The 15,588-nt window shown below is 64.7% G+C and carries 17 protein-coding genes; 14 read left to right on the top strand and 3 right to left on the bottom strand.

The annotated features are described in order from the left end of the window. Positions 1-5 precede the first annotated feature (5 nt). From flhA to ACTFO6_RS08415, 4 genes are all read left to right on the top strand, one after another. Positions 6-2,078 (top strand): flagellar biosynthesis protein FlhA, encoded by a 2,073-nt coding sequence (gene flhA / locus ACTFO6_RS08430; RefSeq protein WP_439934011.1) that lies wholly within the window; start codon positions 6-8, stop codon positions 2,076-2,078. After that, positions 2,075-3,262: a flagellar biosynthesis protein FlhF gene (gene flhF, locus ACTFO6_RS08425; protein WP_439934010.1), complete on the top strand. Its 1,188-nt coding sequence runs from the start codon at positions 2,075-2,077 to the stop codon at positions 3,260-3,262. Before flhA ends, flhF begins: the two co-directional genes overlap by 4 nt. Beyond that, positions 3,255-4,130: a nucleotide-binding protein gene (locus tag ACTFO6_RS08420; RefSeq protein WP_439934009.1), complete on the top strand. Its 876-nt coding sequence runs from the start codon at positions 3,255-3,257 to the stop codon at positions 4,128-4,130. The genes flhF and ACTFO6_RS08420 overlap by 8 nt, the downstream gene beginning before the upstream one ends. A gap of 76 nt (positions 4,131-4,206) precedes the next feature. Beyond that, complete coding sequence (locus tag ACTFO6_RS08415) at positions 4,207-4,917, top strand: RNA polymerase sigma factor FliA (RefSeq protein WP_439934008.1); 711 nt, start codon at positions 4,207-4,209, stop codon at positions 4,915-4,917. A 341-nt stretch (positions 4,918-5,258) separates the two neighbouring features. On the opposite strand, the gene flgN is transcribed toward ACTFO6_RS08415, so the two are convergent. From flgN to flgA, 3 genes are read right to left on the bottom strand one after another with little or no spacing between them, the layout of a single operon-like run. Next, entirely contained in the window at positions 5,259-5,744 is a 486-nt protein-coding gene (gene flgN / locus ACTFO6_RS08410) for a flagellar export chaperone FlgN (RefSeq protein WP_439934007.1), read from the bottom strand. Beyond that, positions 5,716-6,024, bottom strand: a complete 309-nt coding sequence (gene flgM / locus ACTFO6_RS08405) for a flagellar biosynthesis anti-sigma factor FlgM (RefSeq protein ID WP_439934006.1) — start codon at positions 6,022-6,024, stop codon at positions 5,716-5,718. The genes flgN and flgM overlap by 29 nt, the downstream gene beginning before the upstream one ends. Before the next feature lie 55 nt (positions 6,025-6,079). Continuing rightward, positions 6,080-6,802, bottom strand: a complete 723-nt coding sequence (gene flgA, locus ACTFO6_RS08400) for a flagellar basal body P-ring formation chaperone FlgA (RefSeq protein WP_439934005.1) — start codon at positions 6,800-6,802, stop codon at positions 6,080-6,082. Positions 6,803-7,078: 276 nt separating this feature from the next. Here flgA and ACTFO6_RS08395 point away from each other — a divergent pair, with 276 nt between their 5' ends. The 10 genes from ACTFO6_RS08395 to ACTFO6_RS08350 all read left to right on the top strand — a co-directional run bounded on the left by ACTFO6_RS08395 (position 7,079) and on the right by ACTFO6_RS08350 (position 15,585). Then, positions 7,079-8,089, top strand: a complete 1,011-nt coding sequence (locus tag ACTFO6_RS08395; protein WP_439934004.1) for a CheR family methyltransferase — start codon at positions 7,079-7,081, stop codon at positions 8,087-8,089. Positions 8,090-8,136: 47 nt separating this feature from the next. Next, on the top strand, positions 8,137-9,174 hold the full coding sequence (locus ACTFO6_RS08390) for a protein-glutamate methylesterase/protein-glutamine glutaminase (protein WP_439934121.1): 1,038 nt from the start codon (positions 8,137-8,139) through the stop codon (positions 9,172-9,174). 126 nt (positions 9,175-9,300) lie between these two features. After that, on the top strand, positions 9,301-9,696 hold the full coding sequence (flgB, locus tag ACTFO6_RS08385; protein ID WP_439934003.1) for a flagellar basal body rod protein FlgB: 396 nt from the start codon (positions 9,301-9,303) through the stop codon (positions 9,694-9,696). A gap of 24 nt (positions 9,697-9,720) precedes the next feature. Continuing rightward, complete coding sequence (gene flgC / locus ACTFO6_RS08380) at positions 9,721-10,122, top strand: flagellar basal body rod protein FlgC (RefSeq protein ID WP_439934002.1); 402 nt, start codon at positions 9,721-9,723, stop codon at positions 10,120-10,122. A gap of 13 nt (positions 10,123-10,135) precedes the next feature. After that, positions 10,136-10,786, top strand: a complete 651-nt coding sequence (locus ACTFO6_RS08375) for a flagellar hook assembly protein FlgD (RefSeq protein ID WP_439934001.1) — start codon at positions 10,136-10,138, stop codon at positions 10,784-10,786. Positions 10,787-10,812: 26 nt separating this feature from the next. Beyond that, entirely contained in the window at positions 10,813-12,030 is a 1,218-nt protein-coding gene (gene flgE / locus ACTFO6_RS08370) for a flagellar hook protein FlgE (protein ID WP_439934000.1), read from the top strand. Positions 12,031-12,100: 70 nt separating this feature from the next. After that, positions 12,101-12,844, top strand: a complete 744-nt coding sequence (locus tag ACTFO6_RS08365; RefSeq protein ID WP_439933999.1) for a flagellar basal body rod protein FlgF — start codon at positions 12,101-12,103, stop codon at positions 12,842-12,844. A gap of 33 nt (positions 12,845-12,877) precedes the next feature. After that, positions 12,878-13,660 carry a flagellar basal-body rod protein FlgG gene (flgG, locus tag ACTFO6_RS08360; RefSeq protein WP_439933998.1) on the top strand — a complete coding sequence of 261 codons (783 nt, stop codon included), beginning with the start codon at positions 12,878-12,880 and terminating at the stop codon, positions 13,658-13,660. Positions 13,661-13,721: 61 nt separating this feature from the next. Beyond that, positions 13,722-14,402 (top strand): flagellar basal body L-ring protein FlgH, encoded by a 681-nt coding sequence (locus ACTFO6_RS08355; RefSeq protein WP_439933997.1) that lies wholly within the window; start codon positions 13,722-13,724, stop codon positions 14,400-14,402. A 97-nt stretch (positions 14,403-14,499) separates the two neighbouring features. Continuing rightward, a complete protein-coding gene (locus tag ACTFO6_RS08350; protein ID WP_439933996.1) occupies positions 14,500-15,585 on the top strand; it encodes a flagellar basal body P-ring protein FlgI in 1,086 nt (361 codons plus the stop codon). Positions 15,586-15,588 lie beyond the last annotated feature (3 nt).

Genomic DNA, 15,588 nt, shown 5'->3' with positions numbered 1-15,588 from the left:
AAGCCGTGACCACTGCCGCACAGCCTTCTTTCCTCCAGTTGGCACGGGCTTCCAGCACCGTTGCCGCGCCCGTGGTCATCATCCTCATCCTGGCGATGATGGTCTTGCCCCTGCCGCCCCTGGTCCTGGACATGCTGTTCACGTTCAACATCGCCTGCGCCATCATGGTGCTGCTGGTCGCCCTGAATACCGTCAAACCCCTCGATTTTGCGGTCTTCCCCACGGTGTTGCTCCTCACCACGCTGCTGCGGTTGTCGCTCAACGTGGCGTCCACCCGGGTGGTGCTTCTAGAGGGCCACACCGGACCGGATGCTGCGGGCCGGGTGATCGAGGCTTTCGGTCACTTCATCGTGGGGAGCAACTATGCCGTGGGCTTCGTGGTGTTCGTGATCCTAGTGGTTATCAATTTCGTGGTGATCACCAAGGGCGCTGGGCGTATCGCGGAAGTTTCGGCGCGTTTCACTTTAGACGCCATGCCCGGCAAGCAGATGGCGATCGACGCCGACCTGAACGCGGGGTTGATCGGCGAGGAGGAGGCGCGCCGCAGGCGGGCCGCCGTAGCCCAGGAGGCGGACTTCTACGGGGCTATGGATGGGGCCAGCAAGTTCGTGCGCGGCGATGCAGTGGCCGGGATCCTGATCCTGCTGATCAACGTCGTGGGTGGCCTGGTGGTGGGGATCTTCCAGCACGGTATGGATTTCAGCCAGGCGGCGCAGAACTACACCCTGCTTACCATCGGTGATGGCCTGGTGGCCCAGGTCCCGGCACTGGTGATCTCTACGGCCGCTGGCGTGGTGGTCTCCCGGGTTGGCACTGGCGAGGACGTCACCCAGCAGGTCAAGGGTCAGCTTTTCCACAACCCCCAACCTCTCGCTCTCACCGCCGCGATCCTGGGGGTGTTGGGGCTCACGCCCGGTATGCCCCATGCGGCATTCCTGCTGCTCGCTGCAGCGCTGGGTACGCTCGCCTACGCTTTGGCTCGACCCCGTCCGTCGCCTGCTGCCTCGGCTCCTTCTGAGCCTGGGCCCGAGACCCAGGAGGCGAGCTGGGACGATGTCACCCCGGTCGATACGCTAGGGCTGGAAGTGGGCTATCGCCTGATTCCCCTGGTGGATCAGGGCCAGCAAGGGGAGCTGCTACGACGGATCAAAGCGTTGCGCAAGAAATTCGCCCAGGAAGTGGGTTTTCTGCCGCCGGCGGTGCACATCCGTGACAACCTGGAGCTAAAGCCGGGGGGCTACCGCATTTTACTCAAGGGGGTGGAAATGGGGCGGGGCGAAGCCCATCCGGAGCAATACCTCGCGATCGACCCGGGCCGGGGCGCGCCGGCGTTGCCGGGCACGGCGGCCCGGGATCCGGCCTTCGGGCTGCCGGCCACGTGGATCGAGGCGAGCTTGCGCGAGCAAGCTCTGGCCCAGGGCTACACGGTGGTGGATGCGGCCAGCGTGATCGCCACCCACTTCAATCAGGTGATGCGCACCCACGCGCGAGAATTGCTGGGGCGCCAGGAAGTGCAACAGCTCCTCGATTACCTGGGCCGCGTGAGCCCCAAGCTGGTGGAAGACTTGGTGCCGAAGACGCTTTCCCTCACCACGTTGCAGAAGGTGCTGCAAAACCTGCTGGAGGAGGGCCTCCACATCCGGGATGCACGCACCATCGTGGAGACGCTGGCCGAGCATGCATCCCGAACCCAGGACAGCGCCGAGCTCACCGCCCTCGTGCGGATCTCCCTCGGCCGTTCCATCGTCCAGGGCTTGTTCGGGACGGTGGCTGAGCTGCCGGTAATCGCCCTCGAGCCCGAACTGGAAAGTCTGTTGCTGCAGGCAGTGCAGGGTGCGGCGCCCGCAGACGGCTTCGAGCCGGGCCTCGCCGATCGGCTCCTCGCCGGGGCGAAGGCAGCCCTGGCCCAGCAGGAGCGGAACGGACACCCGCCGGTTCTGCTCACGCCCCCGCCGCTGCGGCCGCTGCTCGCCCGCTTCCTACGGCAGACGCTGCCCCAACTCCAGGTGCTATCCCATGCCGAAATTCCCGACTCGCGGTCTATCCGCGTCACGGCCGTCATCGGAGGTAGAGCATGAACGTTTCCCGTTTCGTTGCAAAAACATCGCGCGAGGCCTTGCGCCAAGTAAAGGAGACCCTTGGCCCGGACGCAGTGGTCCTGTCCAACCGCACGGTGGAAGGCGGGGTCGAGATCGTAGCGATGCGTTCCGAGGAGATCGCCCCCCTGGTGACGCCGTCCAAGCCGGCGATTGGGGGCGATACCGGCGAAGCGAGCGAGCCGCCGGCTCCGGCTTCTGCGCTCCCATGGATCCAGACACTCGTGGCGGAGATCAAGACGTTGCGCGGCATGGTGGAGGAGCAGTTGGCGGGGCTTGCCTGGGGCGGCGTTGCCCAGCAGGATCCGACACGGGGTGCTGTGCTGCGCAAGCTGCTCGCCGCCGGCTTCAGTCCGTGCCTCGGGAAAAAAATCCTGGAGCGGCTACCCCGCGGGCGCTCGCCCGACCAGGCGCTGGAATGGGTACGGGCAGCCCTGGTGCACAACCTCTCCGTACTAAAGGACGAGGGGGAGGTGCTGGAGAGGGGAGGCGTGTACGCGCTCATGGGCCCCACGGGCGTGGGCAAGACCACTACCACCGCAAAGCTGGCGGCTCGCTACGTGGTGCGCCACGGTGCCCAGCGCCTCGGGCTCGTGACCACCGACAGCTATCGCATCGGCGGCCACGACCAGCTCAAGCTCTACGGGCAGATTCTTGGAGTGCAGGTGCACTGTGCCCGGGATGCCGAAGAACTGGCAGCGGTGCTCGAACGCCTGCAGCACAAGCATCTTATCCTGATCGACACGGTGGGCATGAGCCAGCGCGATCGCCTGGTATCGGAGCAGGTGGCCATGCTGCGCTCGCAAGGACAATCGGTGCGCCGGCTGCTGCTGCTCAACGCGACCTGCCACGGGGACACCCTGGAGGACGTCTATCTGGCTTACAGGGATGGGCTCGCAGGCTGCGTGCTTACCAAGCTTGACGAAGCCATTACCGCTGGCGCCGGGCTGGACGTGGCGATCCGCCACAAGCTCAAGGTGTTCTACGTGGCCACGGGCCAGCGGGTTCCAGAGGACCTGCATCTGCCCGATGCCCGGGCACTCATCCAGCATGCGTTCGACGATCTCTCCTTGCGTTCCCCCCATGCGCCGGCAGAGGACGATCTGGCGGCGTTCATGGCCTGTGGAGCGGCACGCCGGGCGGCGGTGGAAGCGGCCTATGGCTGAGTGCTATGGGGACCAAGCCGCAGGCCTGCGGAAACTACTGGCTTCCCAAGGGCCGCGGGTCGTGGCCGTGGCTGCAGGAGTCGACGGGGTCGGCCGGAGCACCACCGTGGCCCACTTGGCCATGACCCTTTCTCGGCTGGGACGGCGGGTGGTGGTACTCGACGGCAACTCAAACGCTGGCAACCTGAATGATCTTCTGCAGGCCAAGGCCCGCTTCGATCTGGCTCATGCCCTCTGCGGCGAGCGTTCCTTGCGGCAGGTACTAGTGCGCAGCCCCCACGGGTGCATCGTGCTGCCGGCGGCGCGGGGTCTCGCCCAATTATCCAAGCCGGGCTGCTGGGGTGGGGACGGGCTGCTCAAGCGGCTGATGGACCTGAATGTCGGGGCGGATTTCGTTCTGGTGGATGCGGCCGCTCGCGCGAGCGGCCTGCTGCTGCCGGTGGATGCGATCTGCCAGGAATTACTCCTGACGATCTCTCCGGAGGCCGGCTCCATCACCCAGGGCTATGGGTTGATCAAACGCCTCGTGTGGCGCGGCACTCCGCCGCCGTGCCGGCTCCTGGTGTGCCAGGTCGCTGATGCTGCCCAGGCGCAGGCGATCCACGGCAATGTCGCCGATGTGGCGCGCCGTCATCTGGGGGTGAGGCTGCCCCTGGCCGGCTGGATGCCCACCGATTCGACGGTGAGTCATGCCGTTGCCCGCCATGGCTCGGCGACAGGGGCTTTGCGCGGGGGTGCCTTCCTCCATGCGGTGGAGCGGCTGGCCGAGACGCTGCTTGAGCCGGTGGCAGAGGGAGACAACCGCCCGCAAGGGGTGGTGCCAGCAGCGGCGGGCCGTCGGGCCCGGGTGACAACGGTTGCATGCTGATCCCTACAGACTAGCCCGGAACGGCTGTGGCAATCATCCTGAGCGGCCATGAGGATCAAGGAAGGAGGAAGGTGGGATGTACACCGCAACAGGGTTGAGCGATCGGGAGTACTGGGTCGAGCGCTACATGCCCCTGGTCAAGCGCATCGCCTATCACATGATGGCGCGGCTGCCCGCGAGCGTGCAGGTGGAGGATTTGATACAGGCAGGGATGCTCGGTTTGCTGGACGCGATCCAGCGCTTCCAGGAAGGACAGGGTGCTCAGTTTGAGACCTATGCTACCCAGCGTATCCGAGGCGCGATCCTCGATGAGTTGCGGGCCGCAGATTGGATGCCACGCAGCGTGCGCCGCAGTCTGAGGCGCATCGAGCAAGCGATAGCGAGCTTGGAACAGCGCCTACAACGGCCACCCAGCGAGCAGGAACTGGCGCGGGCGCTGGGGGTTTCCCTGGAGGAGTATCAGGCAATGCTGTCCGAGGCGCGCGGCGTGCAAATCGTCCACTACGACGATTTTCACGAAAGCGAGGAGGAACACTTCCTCGACCGCCACGCGGCCGACCCCCATCCGTCTGCTCTCGAGCGCATCATCGACGAGGACTTCCGCAGGCGGCTTGCGGCGGCGATCGATGAGCTGCCGGAGCGGGAGAAGCTGGTCATGGCGCTCTACTACGAGCAGGAGCTTAACCTCAAGGAAATCGGCGCAGTGCTCGGGGTTACCGAGTCCCGGGTGTGCCAAATTCATAGCCAGGCTGTGGCGCGATTGCGCGCCAGACTCAGAGACCGATAGCGACGCCCTAGCGGTGGATTTTTTTTAACCTTCACGGGCCTGCTTTCCTACTTGTTGCGCTCCTAGAGGCGGTTGCTGAACCTGGTTCCGGATCGCGGAGGAGCCAAAGGTTTCCTACTGCCCCGTTGCTGGTGACGAAACGCCAGAGAGCCGAGCGCCACAGCCGCCGCGTGACGGTGATGACCCTGGCCGAAAGCGTGGGGGAAGCAGAGCGGGCTCCTTCCGGGCACGTCGAGGCAAAGCCCCGGGTTCCGCAGCCATTCCATGGCTCGAGGCTTCCCAACTCGGGCAACAGGGCCAAAGGCTGACCGCCTGGAGGGAACCGGTCGCGGGCGTGGAGCTCAGGCCCGAACGGCCTCGCAGGGGCGGCTTGCGGGAAGGAGGCGTCCGGTCTGATCGTAGAGGTTTGCCTCGCTGGAGCGGGCCAAAAGGGCGAGACCCTGGCGGCAGAGGGCTAGGCGCTGGTCGATGAGCCGCCCGTTGAGGCGGTTCAGATCCCGAAGCCGGGCCGCCTCGGCAAGCAAGGATCCCCAGGCGGCGTGCACCGTATCCGGCTGCCGCGCAAGCCAGGCGTTGTGTCGGGTGCGCATATCCGGGGGGGCGCCTTCCCCGCCAAGTGCGGCGAAGCGCTCAGCCAAGAGCCGCTCCAGAGCCTCGACGGACGCCTCTTTTTCCGCCGCGAGGCAAGCCAGGGTCTCCAAGTCTCCGGCCACCAGCGTCTCCCGCTCCCGGGTGAGAAGGGCAGCCAGGGCAGCGAGGGCGCGACGCTCGGCAGTGAAGTCCTGCGCGGGGTTTTCTTCAGCTCCGGGGGCGGGCGAGCAGCTCACGGGCCTCCTCGATTAACTTGTCGGCAATGGCCTGTGGATCGATGCGCAAGCGCCCTTCGGCGATAGCAACCCTGAGCTCGGCTACCTTGGTGGCGTCAATCCCCTCGGTGTCGGCAATTCCTTGCGCCAGGCGCTGAAGTCGGGCAGAAAGGGGGGAAAGTTCGACACTATCTGCCTCGGAGGTTCGGGGAGCGGGTGCTGGGCCATTTGTTGGCCGGGCTTGTCCCTCGCCCACGGGGCCGATGCCGGGGAGCTGCTTCACCGAATGGTCGATTTTCATGGGTGTCCTTCCGTCTCCTGGGGGCAACTGGATTACGGCTTCGGTTCCGGAAACTTTAATGCGTCACCTCCACCATGGCTCCCGGGCGGGCGATCCCCGAGACCAGCTGCCCGCTCCCCAAGCGCACCTGGACGAGCTGACCCTCGGCGGCGGAGGACAGAGACCGGCCCTCGGCGCTGACGGAAAACCCCCGTCCTCGGGCGATTACCTTTACTGTCTGGCCCTGCATCACAACGGGCGTTGCCTTCAGCTGATCTGAGCGCAACAGTTGCCCGGCGGCGATGGGGGAGGTCACCGTCTTGCCCAAGGCGTCCCGGGGGTCGCTCACCACGGCGGCCGGCAATTGGGTCAGGTCGGCGGCAACAGGGACGAGGTCCGCATCGCTTAATCGCATTCCGGGAGCGAGGGGACGAGCGGCGGCCAATACCTCGCCCTCGACGCGCACAGTGACCGGCAGATAGACGGTCCAGGCGGTGGGCGCCACGCAGCGCACACCTACCGAAGCGTTGCCCCACAACCGCTGGCCGGGCGGCAGAAAGGGCTCGAGAACCCCACAAGCCGGCAGGACGAGCCGCTCGTCGAGCCCGCCCACCTGCACGCTTACCCGGCCGGATAGGGACCGCGTTTCCTGCAGCACGAATTCCTGGGCTGCCTGGGCGATCGCTCCCGGTGCTTGGCGTAGAACCTCAGCACTCACCGGCCCGAGGGCGAGGGCGAGGGCGAGGCCCGCTATCCTGTGTCGGACCGCAGGGCGTTGGAAGATGCTGGCACGCTCCATGGGCGCCATGGTGCCACCGGGAAGAGCGGCCCACAGACGGAAAAAGGAACGGTTTTTCCGGCTTTTTCTTGCGTTTTGCCCTGCCGATACCGGGCGAAGATGCGCGAGATCGCCGGTCGCAGTGCAGCGAAGCGTTTAAGCTCCGAGACACGAGCGCCGTTAATGGGATCGTCGGTTTCGCGGAGAGAAGGCAGCCTCCGGCCCGGGTGGTTTACGGGGACCCTTCGGCTCCGGGAGGCCCTGGCTTAAGACGGGCACGTCGATAGGTCATCCACAGTGGGATCGCTTCGAGGGGAAGAAAGAGAGTTCGTCTACCAGGACCGCGACTTCGAGCGGGTGCGCACCCTCATTCAACAGCGGGCAGGTATATGCCTTTCGCCTGCCAAGAAGGATATGGTCTACAGCCGCCTGGCCCGCCGGTTGCGCTCCTTGGGCCTGAGATCTTTCGGCGATTATCTGGCTCGGCTGGAACAAGGCGACGAAGCGGAGTGGGAAGCCTTCACCAATGCCTTGACCACCAACTTGACAGCCTTTTTCCGGGAAGCCCACCACTTCGACTTGCTGGCGCGCCACGTGGCGGAGCATCGCGGCGGTCGTCCTGTGCGCTTGTGGAGCGCGGCCACTTCCACCGGCGAGGAGGCGTACTCCCTGGCAATCACCATGATGGAGGTCTTTGCGAGCTATACGCCGCCGGTGACAATTCTCGCCACCGACATCGATACCCAGGCCCTGGCCTGGGCCCGAAGCGGGGTATATCCAGAGGAGCGGGTGGCGAAGCTTTCCCGGGAACGCTTGCGGCGCTTTTTTCTGAGGGACGCCGGCACTCCGGCGGGCTGCGTACGGGTGCGCGATGAGCTCAAGGCGATCATCACCTTCGCGCCCCTTAATCTCCTGGATCCCGTCTGGAGCGTGCGCGGGCCCTTCGATGCCGTTTTCTGCCGCAACGTGATGATCTATTTCGACAAGCCCACCCAGTATCGGATACTGGAGAAACTCGCGCCGCTGCTCGCCCCTCATGGGTTGCTGTTTGCTGGGCACTCGGAAAGCCTGACCCATGCGGCGGACCTGTTCCGTCCCTGCGGGCGCACCGTCTACGCACCGCTGTGCAACCCGCGGCAAGTCCATGAGAAGGAAAGAAGAATGGGTGAGGAAGGCTTTGGCTTGGCGGAGGGCCGTCCCGTGGCCGGGGCGAACGGGCAGGTTTCCTCTGTCGGGCTGCATGGGAGGGTCGGCACACCAGGTGTGGAGGCGACTGCACCGTTCCGAGGAGGGAAACGCTTGCCATGAGCGCCGGGCATCATCATCCGGCATCCATGCCTTCGGCAAAGAGAAGACTGGGGGGTCGGCTGCGGGTGTTGATCGTCGACGATTCCGCGCTCATGCGTAGGATCCTGACCGAGATCGTCAACGCAACGCCGGATCTGGAAGCGGTGGGTGCGGCCCGAGACCCCCTCGCGGCCGAGGAGCTCATTCGGACGCTCAACCCGGATGTGATTACCCTGGACGTGGAAATGCCCAGGATGGATGGGCTCACGTTCCTCGCCCGGCTCATGCGGCTGCGTCCCACGCCGGTGGTGATGGTGTCGAGCCTCACCGAGTACGGCTCTGAAACTACCCTGAAGGCGCTGGAGCTGGGTGCAGTGGATTTCATCGCCAAGCCAAAAAAGGATCCGCTCGGAGCCATGGGCGCTTACGCCGAAGAGCTCGCAGAAAAGATCCGCACCGCGGCCATTGCCCACCTGCGGCCTCCGCCTAACCCCTACCCGCAGCCTGCCGCAGTGCCGTCACGATTTTGCGCGAGCGACAAGCTGGTCTTGGTGGGAGCTTCCACTGGGGGCACGGAAGCGATCAAGGAATTTCTCATCAATTTTCCCCCGCAGGCTCCCGCGGTGCTCGTCACCCAGCACATGCCAGAAGGTTTCACCCGCTCCTTCGCCAGGCGGCTCGACGGCCTGTGCCGCATCGCCGTGAAAGAGGCCGAACATGGCGAGCGGGTGTTACCCGGGCATGCCTACATCGCCCCGGGTCATTCCCACCTCAAGGTGCGCCGCAGCGGAGCCCACTATACCGTGGAGCTTAGCCAGGAGCCGCCGGTAAACCGCCACCGACCGTCGGTGGAAGTGCTGTTTCGCTCAGCCGCCCAGTGGGTAGGCGGTAACGCCGTGGGCGTGATTCTGACCGGCATGGGCAAGGATGGGGCAGTAGGCATGCTGGAGATGAAACGCGCCGGAGCTTACAACTTCGCTCAAGACGAGGCGACTTGCGTGGTATTCGGCATGCCCCGGGAGGCGATCGCCTTGGGCGCAGTGGACGAAGTGCTGCCGATCCAACGGCTGGCAGCCCAAGTGCTGGCTCATCTCGCGCGGGCCTGAGCGCGCGGAATTAGCGGGCTTTCCGTCCGCTTATCCTCCTTTGGCTTTCCCTACATCGCGGCTAGCATGGTCTACGTGGGACCCCGCGCAGACAGCGCGCAGCCTTTAGCTCAAGGAGTATGCTCGATGATGGATCGGCTGGACGCATCGCTTTCGTTACACGAACAGGCGCTCGCCTTGCGCCTGAGGCGCCAGCAGCTCATTGCCTCCAACATCGCCAATGCCGATACGCCCCATTACAAGGCCAGGGACCTTGATTTTGGGCGCGCCGTGGCAGAGGCGAACGGTGGCGCCGGTGTTTTCATGGTACGTACCCAGTCAGCCCACCTGCCCGCTTCCAGCTTCGCTGCTGGCACGCCTGCGGCTCTGTACCGGGTGCCCCTGCAACCCGGCCTGGACGGCAACACGGTGGACATGGATGTGGAGCGTGCCCACTTCGCCGACAACGCGATCCGAGCCGAGGCGAGCATACGCTTCATCGCGTCCCGGCTCAAGTCCTTGCTCGCCGCGATCACCGGCTAGCGCGGTTCCTAACGGAGGAATTCCATGGCTCTCGGCAAGATCTTCGGTATCGCCGCCTCCGCCATGGCGGCCCAGTCCCAGCGGCTCAACGTGATTGCCAGCAACCTGGCGAACGCGCAGAGCGCCACTAGCGCGAGCGGCACACCTTATCGGGCCAGGCAGGTGGTGTTTAGCCCCGTGCCGATCGACGCAGGGGCTTCCGCGGTACGGGTGGCGGGCGTGGTGGAAGACCTCTCTCCTCAGCGCAAGGTGCATGACCCGGGGCATCCCCTCGCCGACGCGGACGGCTACGTTACCTATCCCAACGTGGACGTGGTGGAGGAAATGGTGAACATGATTTCCGCCTCCCGCTCGTATCAAAACAACGCTGAGGTCATGGCGACTGCCCGCCATCTGATGTTAAAAACCCTGGCCATCGGGGAATGAAAGGAACATGGCCGTGAATGCCGTCGAATCCGTCACTGCCGCCGCCACCTCTGCTACGCCGCCCCGCTCGGTCATGAAGGAGCAGGAAGACCGTTTCCTGCGACTGCTGGTCACTCAACTCAAAAACCAGGACCCACTTAATCCCCTGGATAATGCCCAGATCACCAGCCAAATGGCTCAGATCAGCACAGTACAGGGGCTCGAACGGCTGAACACCACCTTGAACGCTCTGCTTGGCCAAGCGAATGCGACGCATCAGTTGGCTGCTGCAAGCCTGGTGGGGCGGGGTGTCCTGGTGCCGGGTGGGGAACTGGTTCTGGAAGACGGTCATACCTTGTTCGGCGTGGAGTTGAAGGAGCCGGTGGACCAGCTCACGGTGGAGATCCGCGATGCCACGGGAGGCCTTGTCCATCGGGCGGAGTTAGGCCCCCATAGGGAAGGCATCCACGGGCTTCATTGGGATGGTGTCACCGAATCCGGCGTTGTAGCCGCAGACGGTCGCTACTCCTTTGAGGTGAGCGCCGTACGGGGCGAAGAGAGCGTTGCGGCGATGGCGCTTTCCTTCGGACGAGTAGACGCAGTTGCCCGCTCTGGGGATTCGGTCTCCCTGGTACTGTCCGGAGGACGCAGCGCGGTGCTCGCCGACGTGAAACAAGTGTTCTAAAGATCGGCCGCAAAAAGGAGCGATTCATGAGCTTTCAACAGGGATTGAGCGGTCTGAACGCCGCCTCCAAAAACCTGGATGTCATCGGCAACAACGTGGCCAACGCCAGCACGGTGGGATTCAAGGCGTCCGTAGCCCAATTCGCGGACGTCTACGCCAATTCCCTTGCAGGGGCCGGCGCCGGCCAGATCGGCATCGGCACGCGCCTTGCGGCGGTGGTCCAGCAGTTCACCCAGGGCAACGTGACGGTGACCAGCAATCCTCTAGACGTGGCTATCAACGGCAACGGCTTCTTCCGCTTAAGCGACAACGGTGCCGTCACCTATAGCCGCAACGGCCAGTTCCATACCGACCGGGATGGCTACATTGTCAACGCGAGCGGCAAGCGCCTGACCGGATATGGGGCGGTGAACGGCTTACTCAACACCGCCGCTCCGGTCGAGCTGCGCATCGATACCGCTGACCTCGTGCCCCAGGCGACCGGATCCGTGGCGGCGCGAGTCAACCTGGATTCCCGTAGCAGCGTGATCAGCGCCGCTTTCGACGTGAACGATCCGGCGACCTACACTAGTTCCACAGCGGCTACGGTCTACGACAGCTTGGGGAACCCCCATACTTTGTCCACCTACTTCGTAAAGACGGGGGCCAATCAGTGGAGAGTTTACGGGGCCCTGGACGGTGCCCAGATCGGAACCGGTCCCTTGGGAAGCCTGAATTTCACCTCCAGCGGCACCATTGACACGACCACTACCTCTTTGCCTTTCAGCGTCTCCGCGCCCGTTGCCACCGGCGCGATAAGCCCCCTGACGTTCGACCTAGATTTCGCCGGCAGCACCCAGTTCGGATCGCCCTTCGGAGTGAATGCCCTCAGTCAGGACGGCTACGGACCCGGCCGGCTCGCCGGCTTCAGCGTGGGGGGCGACGGCGTGATCCTGGCACGCTACACCAACGGCCAGTCCAGCGTGCTGGGGCAGGTGGTGCTCGCGAATTTCGCCAATCCGACGGGCCTGCAACCCTTGGGGGACAACGCCTGGGCGGAGACCGCCGATTCGGGGCAGCCCCTGGTCGGAGCGCCCGGCTCGAGCAACCTAGGCCTGCTGCAATCGGCGGCGGTGGAGGACTCCAACGTAGATTTGACCCAGGAGCTGGTCAATATGATCACCGCTCAACGAGTCTATCAGGCCAACGCCCAGACCATCAAAACCCAGGATGCCGTCATGCAGACCCTGGTGAACCTGAGGTAAGGACGATGGAAGCCGTGCCTGCCGACGTAGGCCCCCGGAGCCTGCAGGAGGTAGTCGGAGGAAATCTTCTATGGACCGCGTGATCTATCTCGCTATGGGCGGCGCCAAGCAGATCCTGGTACGCCAAGAGGTGGTGGCTCATAATCTGGCCAACGCCGGTACCACGGGCTTTCGGGCCCAAATGTCGGCTTTCCGCGCAGTCCCCGTGGAGGGGGCGGGCTTGCCCACTCGGGCTTACGTGGTGGAGACAACGCCTGCAGTAAGCCTCGCCCCCGGCCCGATGGAGCAGACGGGACGGGCGCTGGACGTGGCTGTGCTCGGCGCCGGGTGGATCGCGGTACAAGCATCCGATGGCGAAGAAGCCTACACTCGCAACGGGCGTTTGCAGGTCAATCCCAATGGGGTCCTTATCACCGGCGCAGGCCATCCAGTGATGGGCGACAGCGGGCCCATCACCGCACCTCTGGATGCTCGGATCACCATTGCTCCTGACGGTAGCGTATCCGCTCTGCTCGACGGCCAAAGCGGCGCCAACGTGATGCCCCTCGGACGTATCAAGCTGGTAAATCCTCCCGGGGCCGAGCTCTTGCGGGGCGAGGACGGTCTGTTTCGGATGAGGGGTGGGGGCGCCGCGGCGGCGGACGCGGCGGTGCGGCTTGCCCCCGGTGCGCTGGAAGGCAGCAACGTGAACGTGGTAGAAGCCATGATCACCATGATCGGGCTCGCGCGTCAGTTCGATTTGCACATGCGCTTGCTCGGTAACGCCGAGGCAAACGAACGTCAGGCGGACCAGCTCCTCGGCCCGGCGCGCTGATTCGGACTCCATGGCAACTGAAAGGAAAACGTCATGATTCGATCGCTTTGGATTTCCAAGACCGGGCTCGACGCTCAGCAGACCCAGATGGACGTGATCGCCCACAACCTGGCGAACGTCAGCACCAATGGCTTCAAGCGCTCGCGCGCGGTATTTGAAGACTTGCTCTATCAAACGCTGCGCCAGCCGGGAGCCCAGTCGTCCCAACAGACCCAGATTCCCTCGGGGCTTCAGATCGGCACCGGCGTGCGGCCGGTTGCTACCGAACGGGTCCACACCCAGGGCAACCTGCAACAAACCGGCAACGCCCTGGATGTGGCAGTGCAGGGGCCAGGCTTCTTCCAGGTGCTGCTGCCCGACGGCACCCTCGCGTATACCCGGGACGGCGCGTTCCAGACAGACGCCGATGGCCAGCTGGTGACAGCAAGCGGCTATCCGGTCCAACCGGGAATCACCTTGCCCGCCAATGCGCTGAGCGTCACCATCGGCAAGGATGGGACGGTGTCGGTGGTGCTGCCCGGCTCCACCCTCCCGACACAGGTGGGTTCCCTGCAACTGGCCACTTTCGTCAATCCGGCAGGGCTGCAAAGCTATGGAGAGAACCTGTATCTGGAGACCGCTGCCTCCGGCACCCCCAATGTGAGCATGCCGGGGACCAACGGTGCCGGGCTGCTCAACCAGGGCTATGTGGAGACCTCCAACGTAAACGTGGTGGAAGAGCTGGTGAGCATGATTCAGACCCAACGGGCCTACGAGATCAACTCCAAGGCAATCCAGGTTTCCGACCAGATGCTGCAGCGCCTCGGGCAGTTGTAAAAGCGGGGCAGAGGAGGGAGAGGTAAGCAATGAAGGGAACCCGGCGTAACGAGGTTGGACGTTGAAGGTTCGCCCGGGTATCGTCGGGGTGGCGCTGGTGTTGTGGGGTTGTGCCGCGCCCGCGCCCATCGTGCATCAACCCATGAGCGCCCGGCCCCTTCCACAGGTTGCGCCGCCGCCGGAGAATGGCGCCATCTACCGGGCCGCTCATTCCGGTCCCGGGTTCGGCCCGGGAGGGCTCCTGTTCGAGGATAGGGTGGCCAGCGCCGTGGGCGACACCCTTACCATCGTGCTCAACGAAAAGACCATCGCCGCCAAGAATCGGGCGACTTCCGCCTCTAAGAGTGGCTCGGTGGATTTTAGCGTTCCTTTGGTGCAGGGGCTGCCGTTCAAGAGTCTTCAAGGCGCCGGCTTGCAGGCCGACTCGGCTAACACTTTCCAGGGCAAAGGTGCCGCGAGCGCTGACAACATGGTAAGTGGCACCCTCACCGTCACCGTGATTGAAGTGCTTCCCAACGGCAACCTGCTGGTGTCAGGGGAGAAACAGCTCGCCTTGTCCCAAGGTGAGGAGTATGTTCGCTTCTCGGGGGTGGTCAATCCGAGCACCATCACTCCCGCCAATACGGTGTCTTCCACCCAAGTGGCGGATGCTCGCATCGAATACCGCGGCCGCGGCACGATCGACGAGGCCCAAGTCATGGGTTGGCTCGGCCGCTTTTTCCTCACCGTCCTGCCGTTCTAGCCGGAGGCCGAAGGACATGAAGGGAGGCAGGGACGAAAAGACCGTGCGCTGCAAGGACCGATCCGGCCTCGGACGCGCGAAACGGCGTGGGACGCCCGTGCTCGCTTGCGTCCTGTGTTTGCTCTTTTCCGCCCCCGGCGAAGCTGAGCGCATCAAGGACCTGGCTTCCCTGCAGGGCGTGCGGGACAACCCCCTCATCGGCTACGGTCTGGTGGTGGGACTGGATGGAACGGGCGACCAGACCACTCAGACGCCCTTCACCGTGCAAAGCCTTGCCAACATGTTGTCGCGGTTGGGCATCAATCTGCCTCCCGGAACAAACCCGCAGCTAAAGAACGTGGCGGCGGTCATGGTCACAGCGAGCCTGCCGCCCTTTGCCAAGCCGGGGCAGGCGATCGACGTAACCGTCTCCTCCCTGGGCAACGCTAAGAGTCTACGGGGTGGAACGCTCCTGCTCACTCCCCTGAAGGGGGCCGACGGCCAGGTGTACGCCATTGCCCAGGGAAATGTGGTGGTGGGGGGCGCGGGAGCAGAGAGCGCCGGAAGCAAGGTGCAGGTCAACCATCTGAGCGTCGGGCGTGTGCCCAGCGGCGCCACGGTGGAGCGCGCGGTGCCTATGCCGGTGGGCCAGGAGGGCTACTTTCAGCTCGAGCTCCACGTCACCGATTTCGGCACCGCCAAGCGGGTGTCGGACGCCATCAATGCCTTGATGCCAGGCAGCGCGGTGGCCTTGGACGGGCGCGTGATTCGGGTCCAGGCTCCCACAGCCCCCGAGGAACGGGTGGCTTTCCTTGCCCAAATCGAGTCGCTAGAGGTGACGCCCGCCCAGACCGCGGCGAAGGTCATCGTCAACGCGCGGACAGGCTCGGTGGTCATGAACCAGGCGGTCACAGTGGGCACTTGCGCGGTGGCCCACGGCAATCTGGCGGTGCTGGTATCCACCGAGCCGGTGATCAGCCAGCCGGCCCCCTTTGCCCGCCGCGGGGACACGGTGCGGGCTGAGCGCAGCGACATTGAGCTCCGCCAGGAAGGCGGGCGGCTGATGATGGTGTCCGCCGGCGCATCCCTGGCTGAGGTGGTGAAAGCCTTGAACGCCCTGGGTGCCACGCCCCAGGACCTGGTGGCTATCCTCCAGGCCATGAAGGCGGCGGGCGCTCTAAGGGCCGAGCTGGAAATCATCTGAGCG

This window comes from Pelomicrobium sp. G1, from assembly GCF_051905455.1.
Classification (GTDB): Bacteria; Pseudomonadota; Gammaproteobacteria; order Burkholderiales; family UBA6910; genus Pelomicrobium.
Note: the sequence above shows the minus strand (reverse complement) of the source record. Positions and strands in the feature narration are given on the sequence as shown.

Bases quoted from the DNA above. Each gene is read 5' to 3' on its own strand.
- flgB (WP_439934003.1), top strand. From the start codon at position 9,301: ATGATGGATCGGCTGGACGCATCGCTTTCGTTACACGAACAGGCGCTC.
- flgA (WP_439934005.1), bottom strand. From the start codon at position 6,802: ATGGAGCGTGCCAGCATCTTCCAACGCCCTGCGGTCCGACACAGGATA.
- flgC (WP_439934002.1), top strand. From the start codon at position 9,721: ATGGCTCTCGGCAAGATCTTCGGTATCGCCGCCTCCGCCATGGCGGCC.
- ACTFO6_RS08420 (WP_439934009.1), top strand. From the start codon at position 3,255: ATGGCTGAGTGCTATGGGGACCAAGCCGCAGGCCTGCGGAAACTACTG.
- flgE (WP_439934000.1), top strand. From the start codon at position 10,813: ATGAGCTTTCAACAGGGATTGAGCGGTCTGAACGCCGCCTCCAAAAAC.
- flgG (WP_439933998.1), top strand. From the start codon at position 12,878: ATGATTCGATCGCTTTGGATTTCCAAGACCGGGCTCGACGCTCAGCAG.
- flhF (WP_439934010.1), top strand. From the start codon at position 2,075: ATGAACGTTTCCCGTTTCGTTGCAAAAACATCGCGCGAGGCCTTGCGC.
- ACTFO6_RS08415 (WP_439934008.1), top strand. From the start codon at position 4,207: ATGTACACCGCAACAGGGTTGAGCGATCGGGAGTACTGGGTCGAGCGC.
- ACTFO6_RS08365 (WP_439933999.1), top strand. From the start codon at position 12,101: ATGGACCGCGTGATCTATCTCGCTATGGGCGGCGCCAAGCAGATCCTG.
- flgM (WP_439934006.1), bottom strand. From the start codon at position 6,024: ATGAAAATCGACCATTCGGTGAAGCAGCTCCCCGGCATCGGCCCCGTG.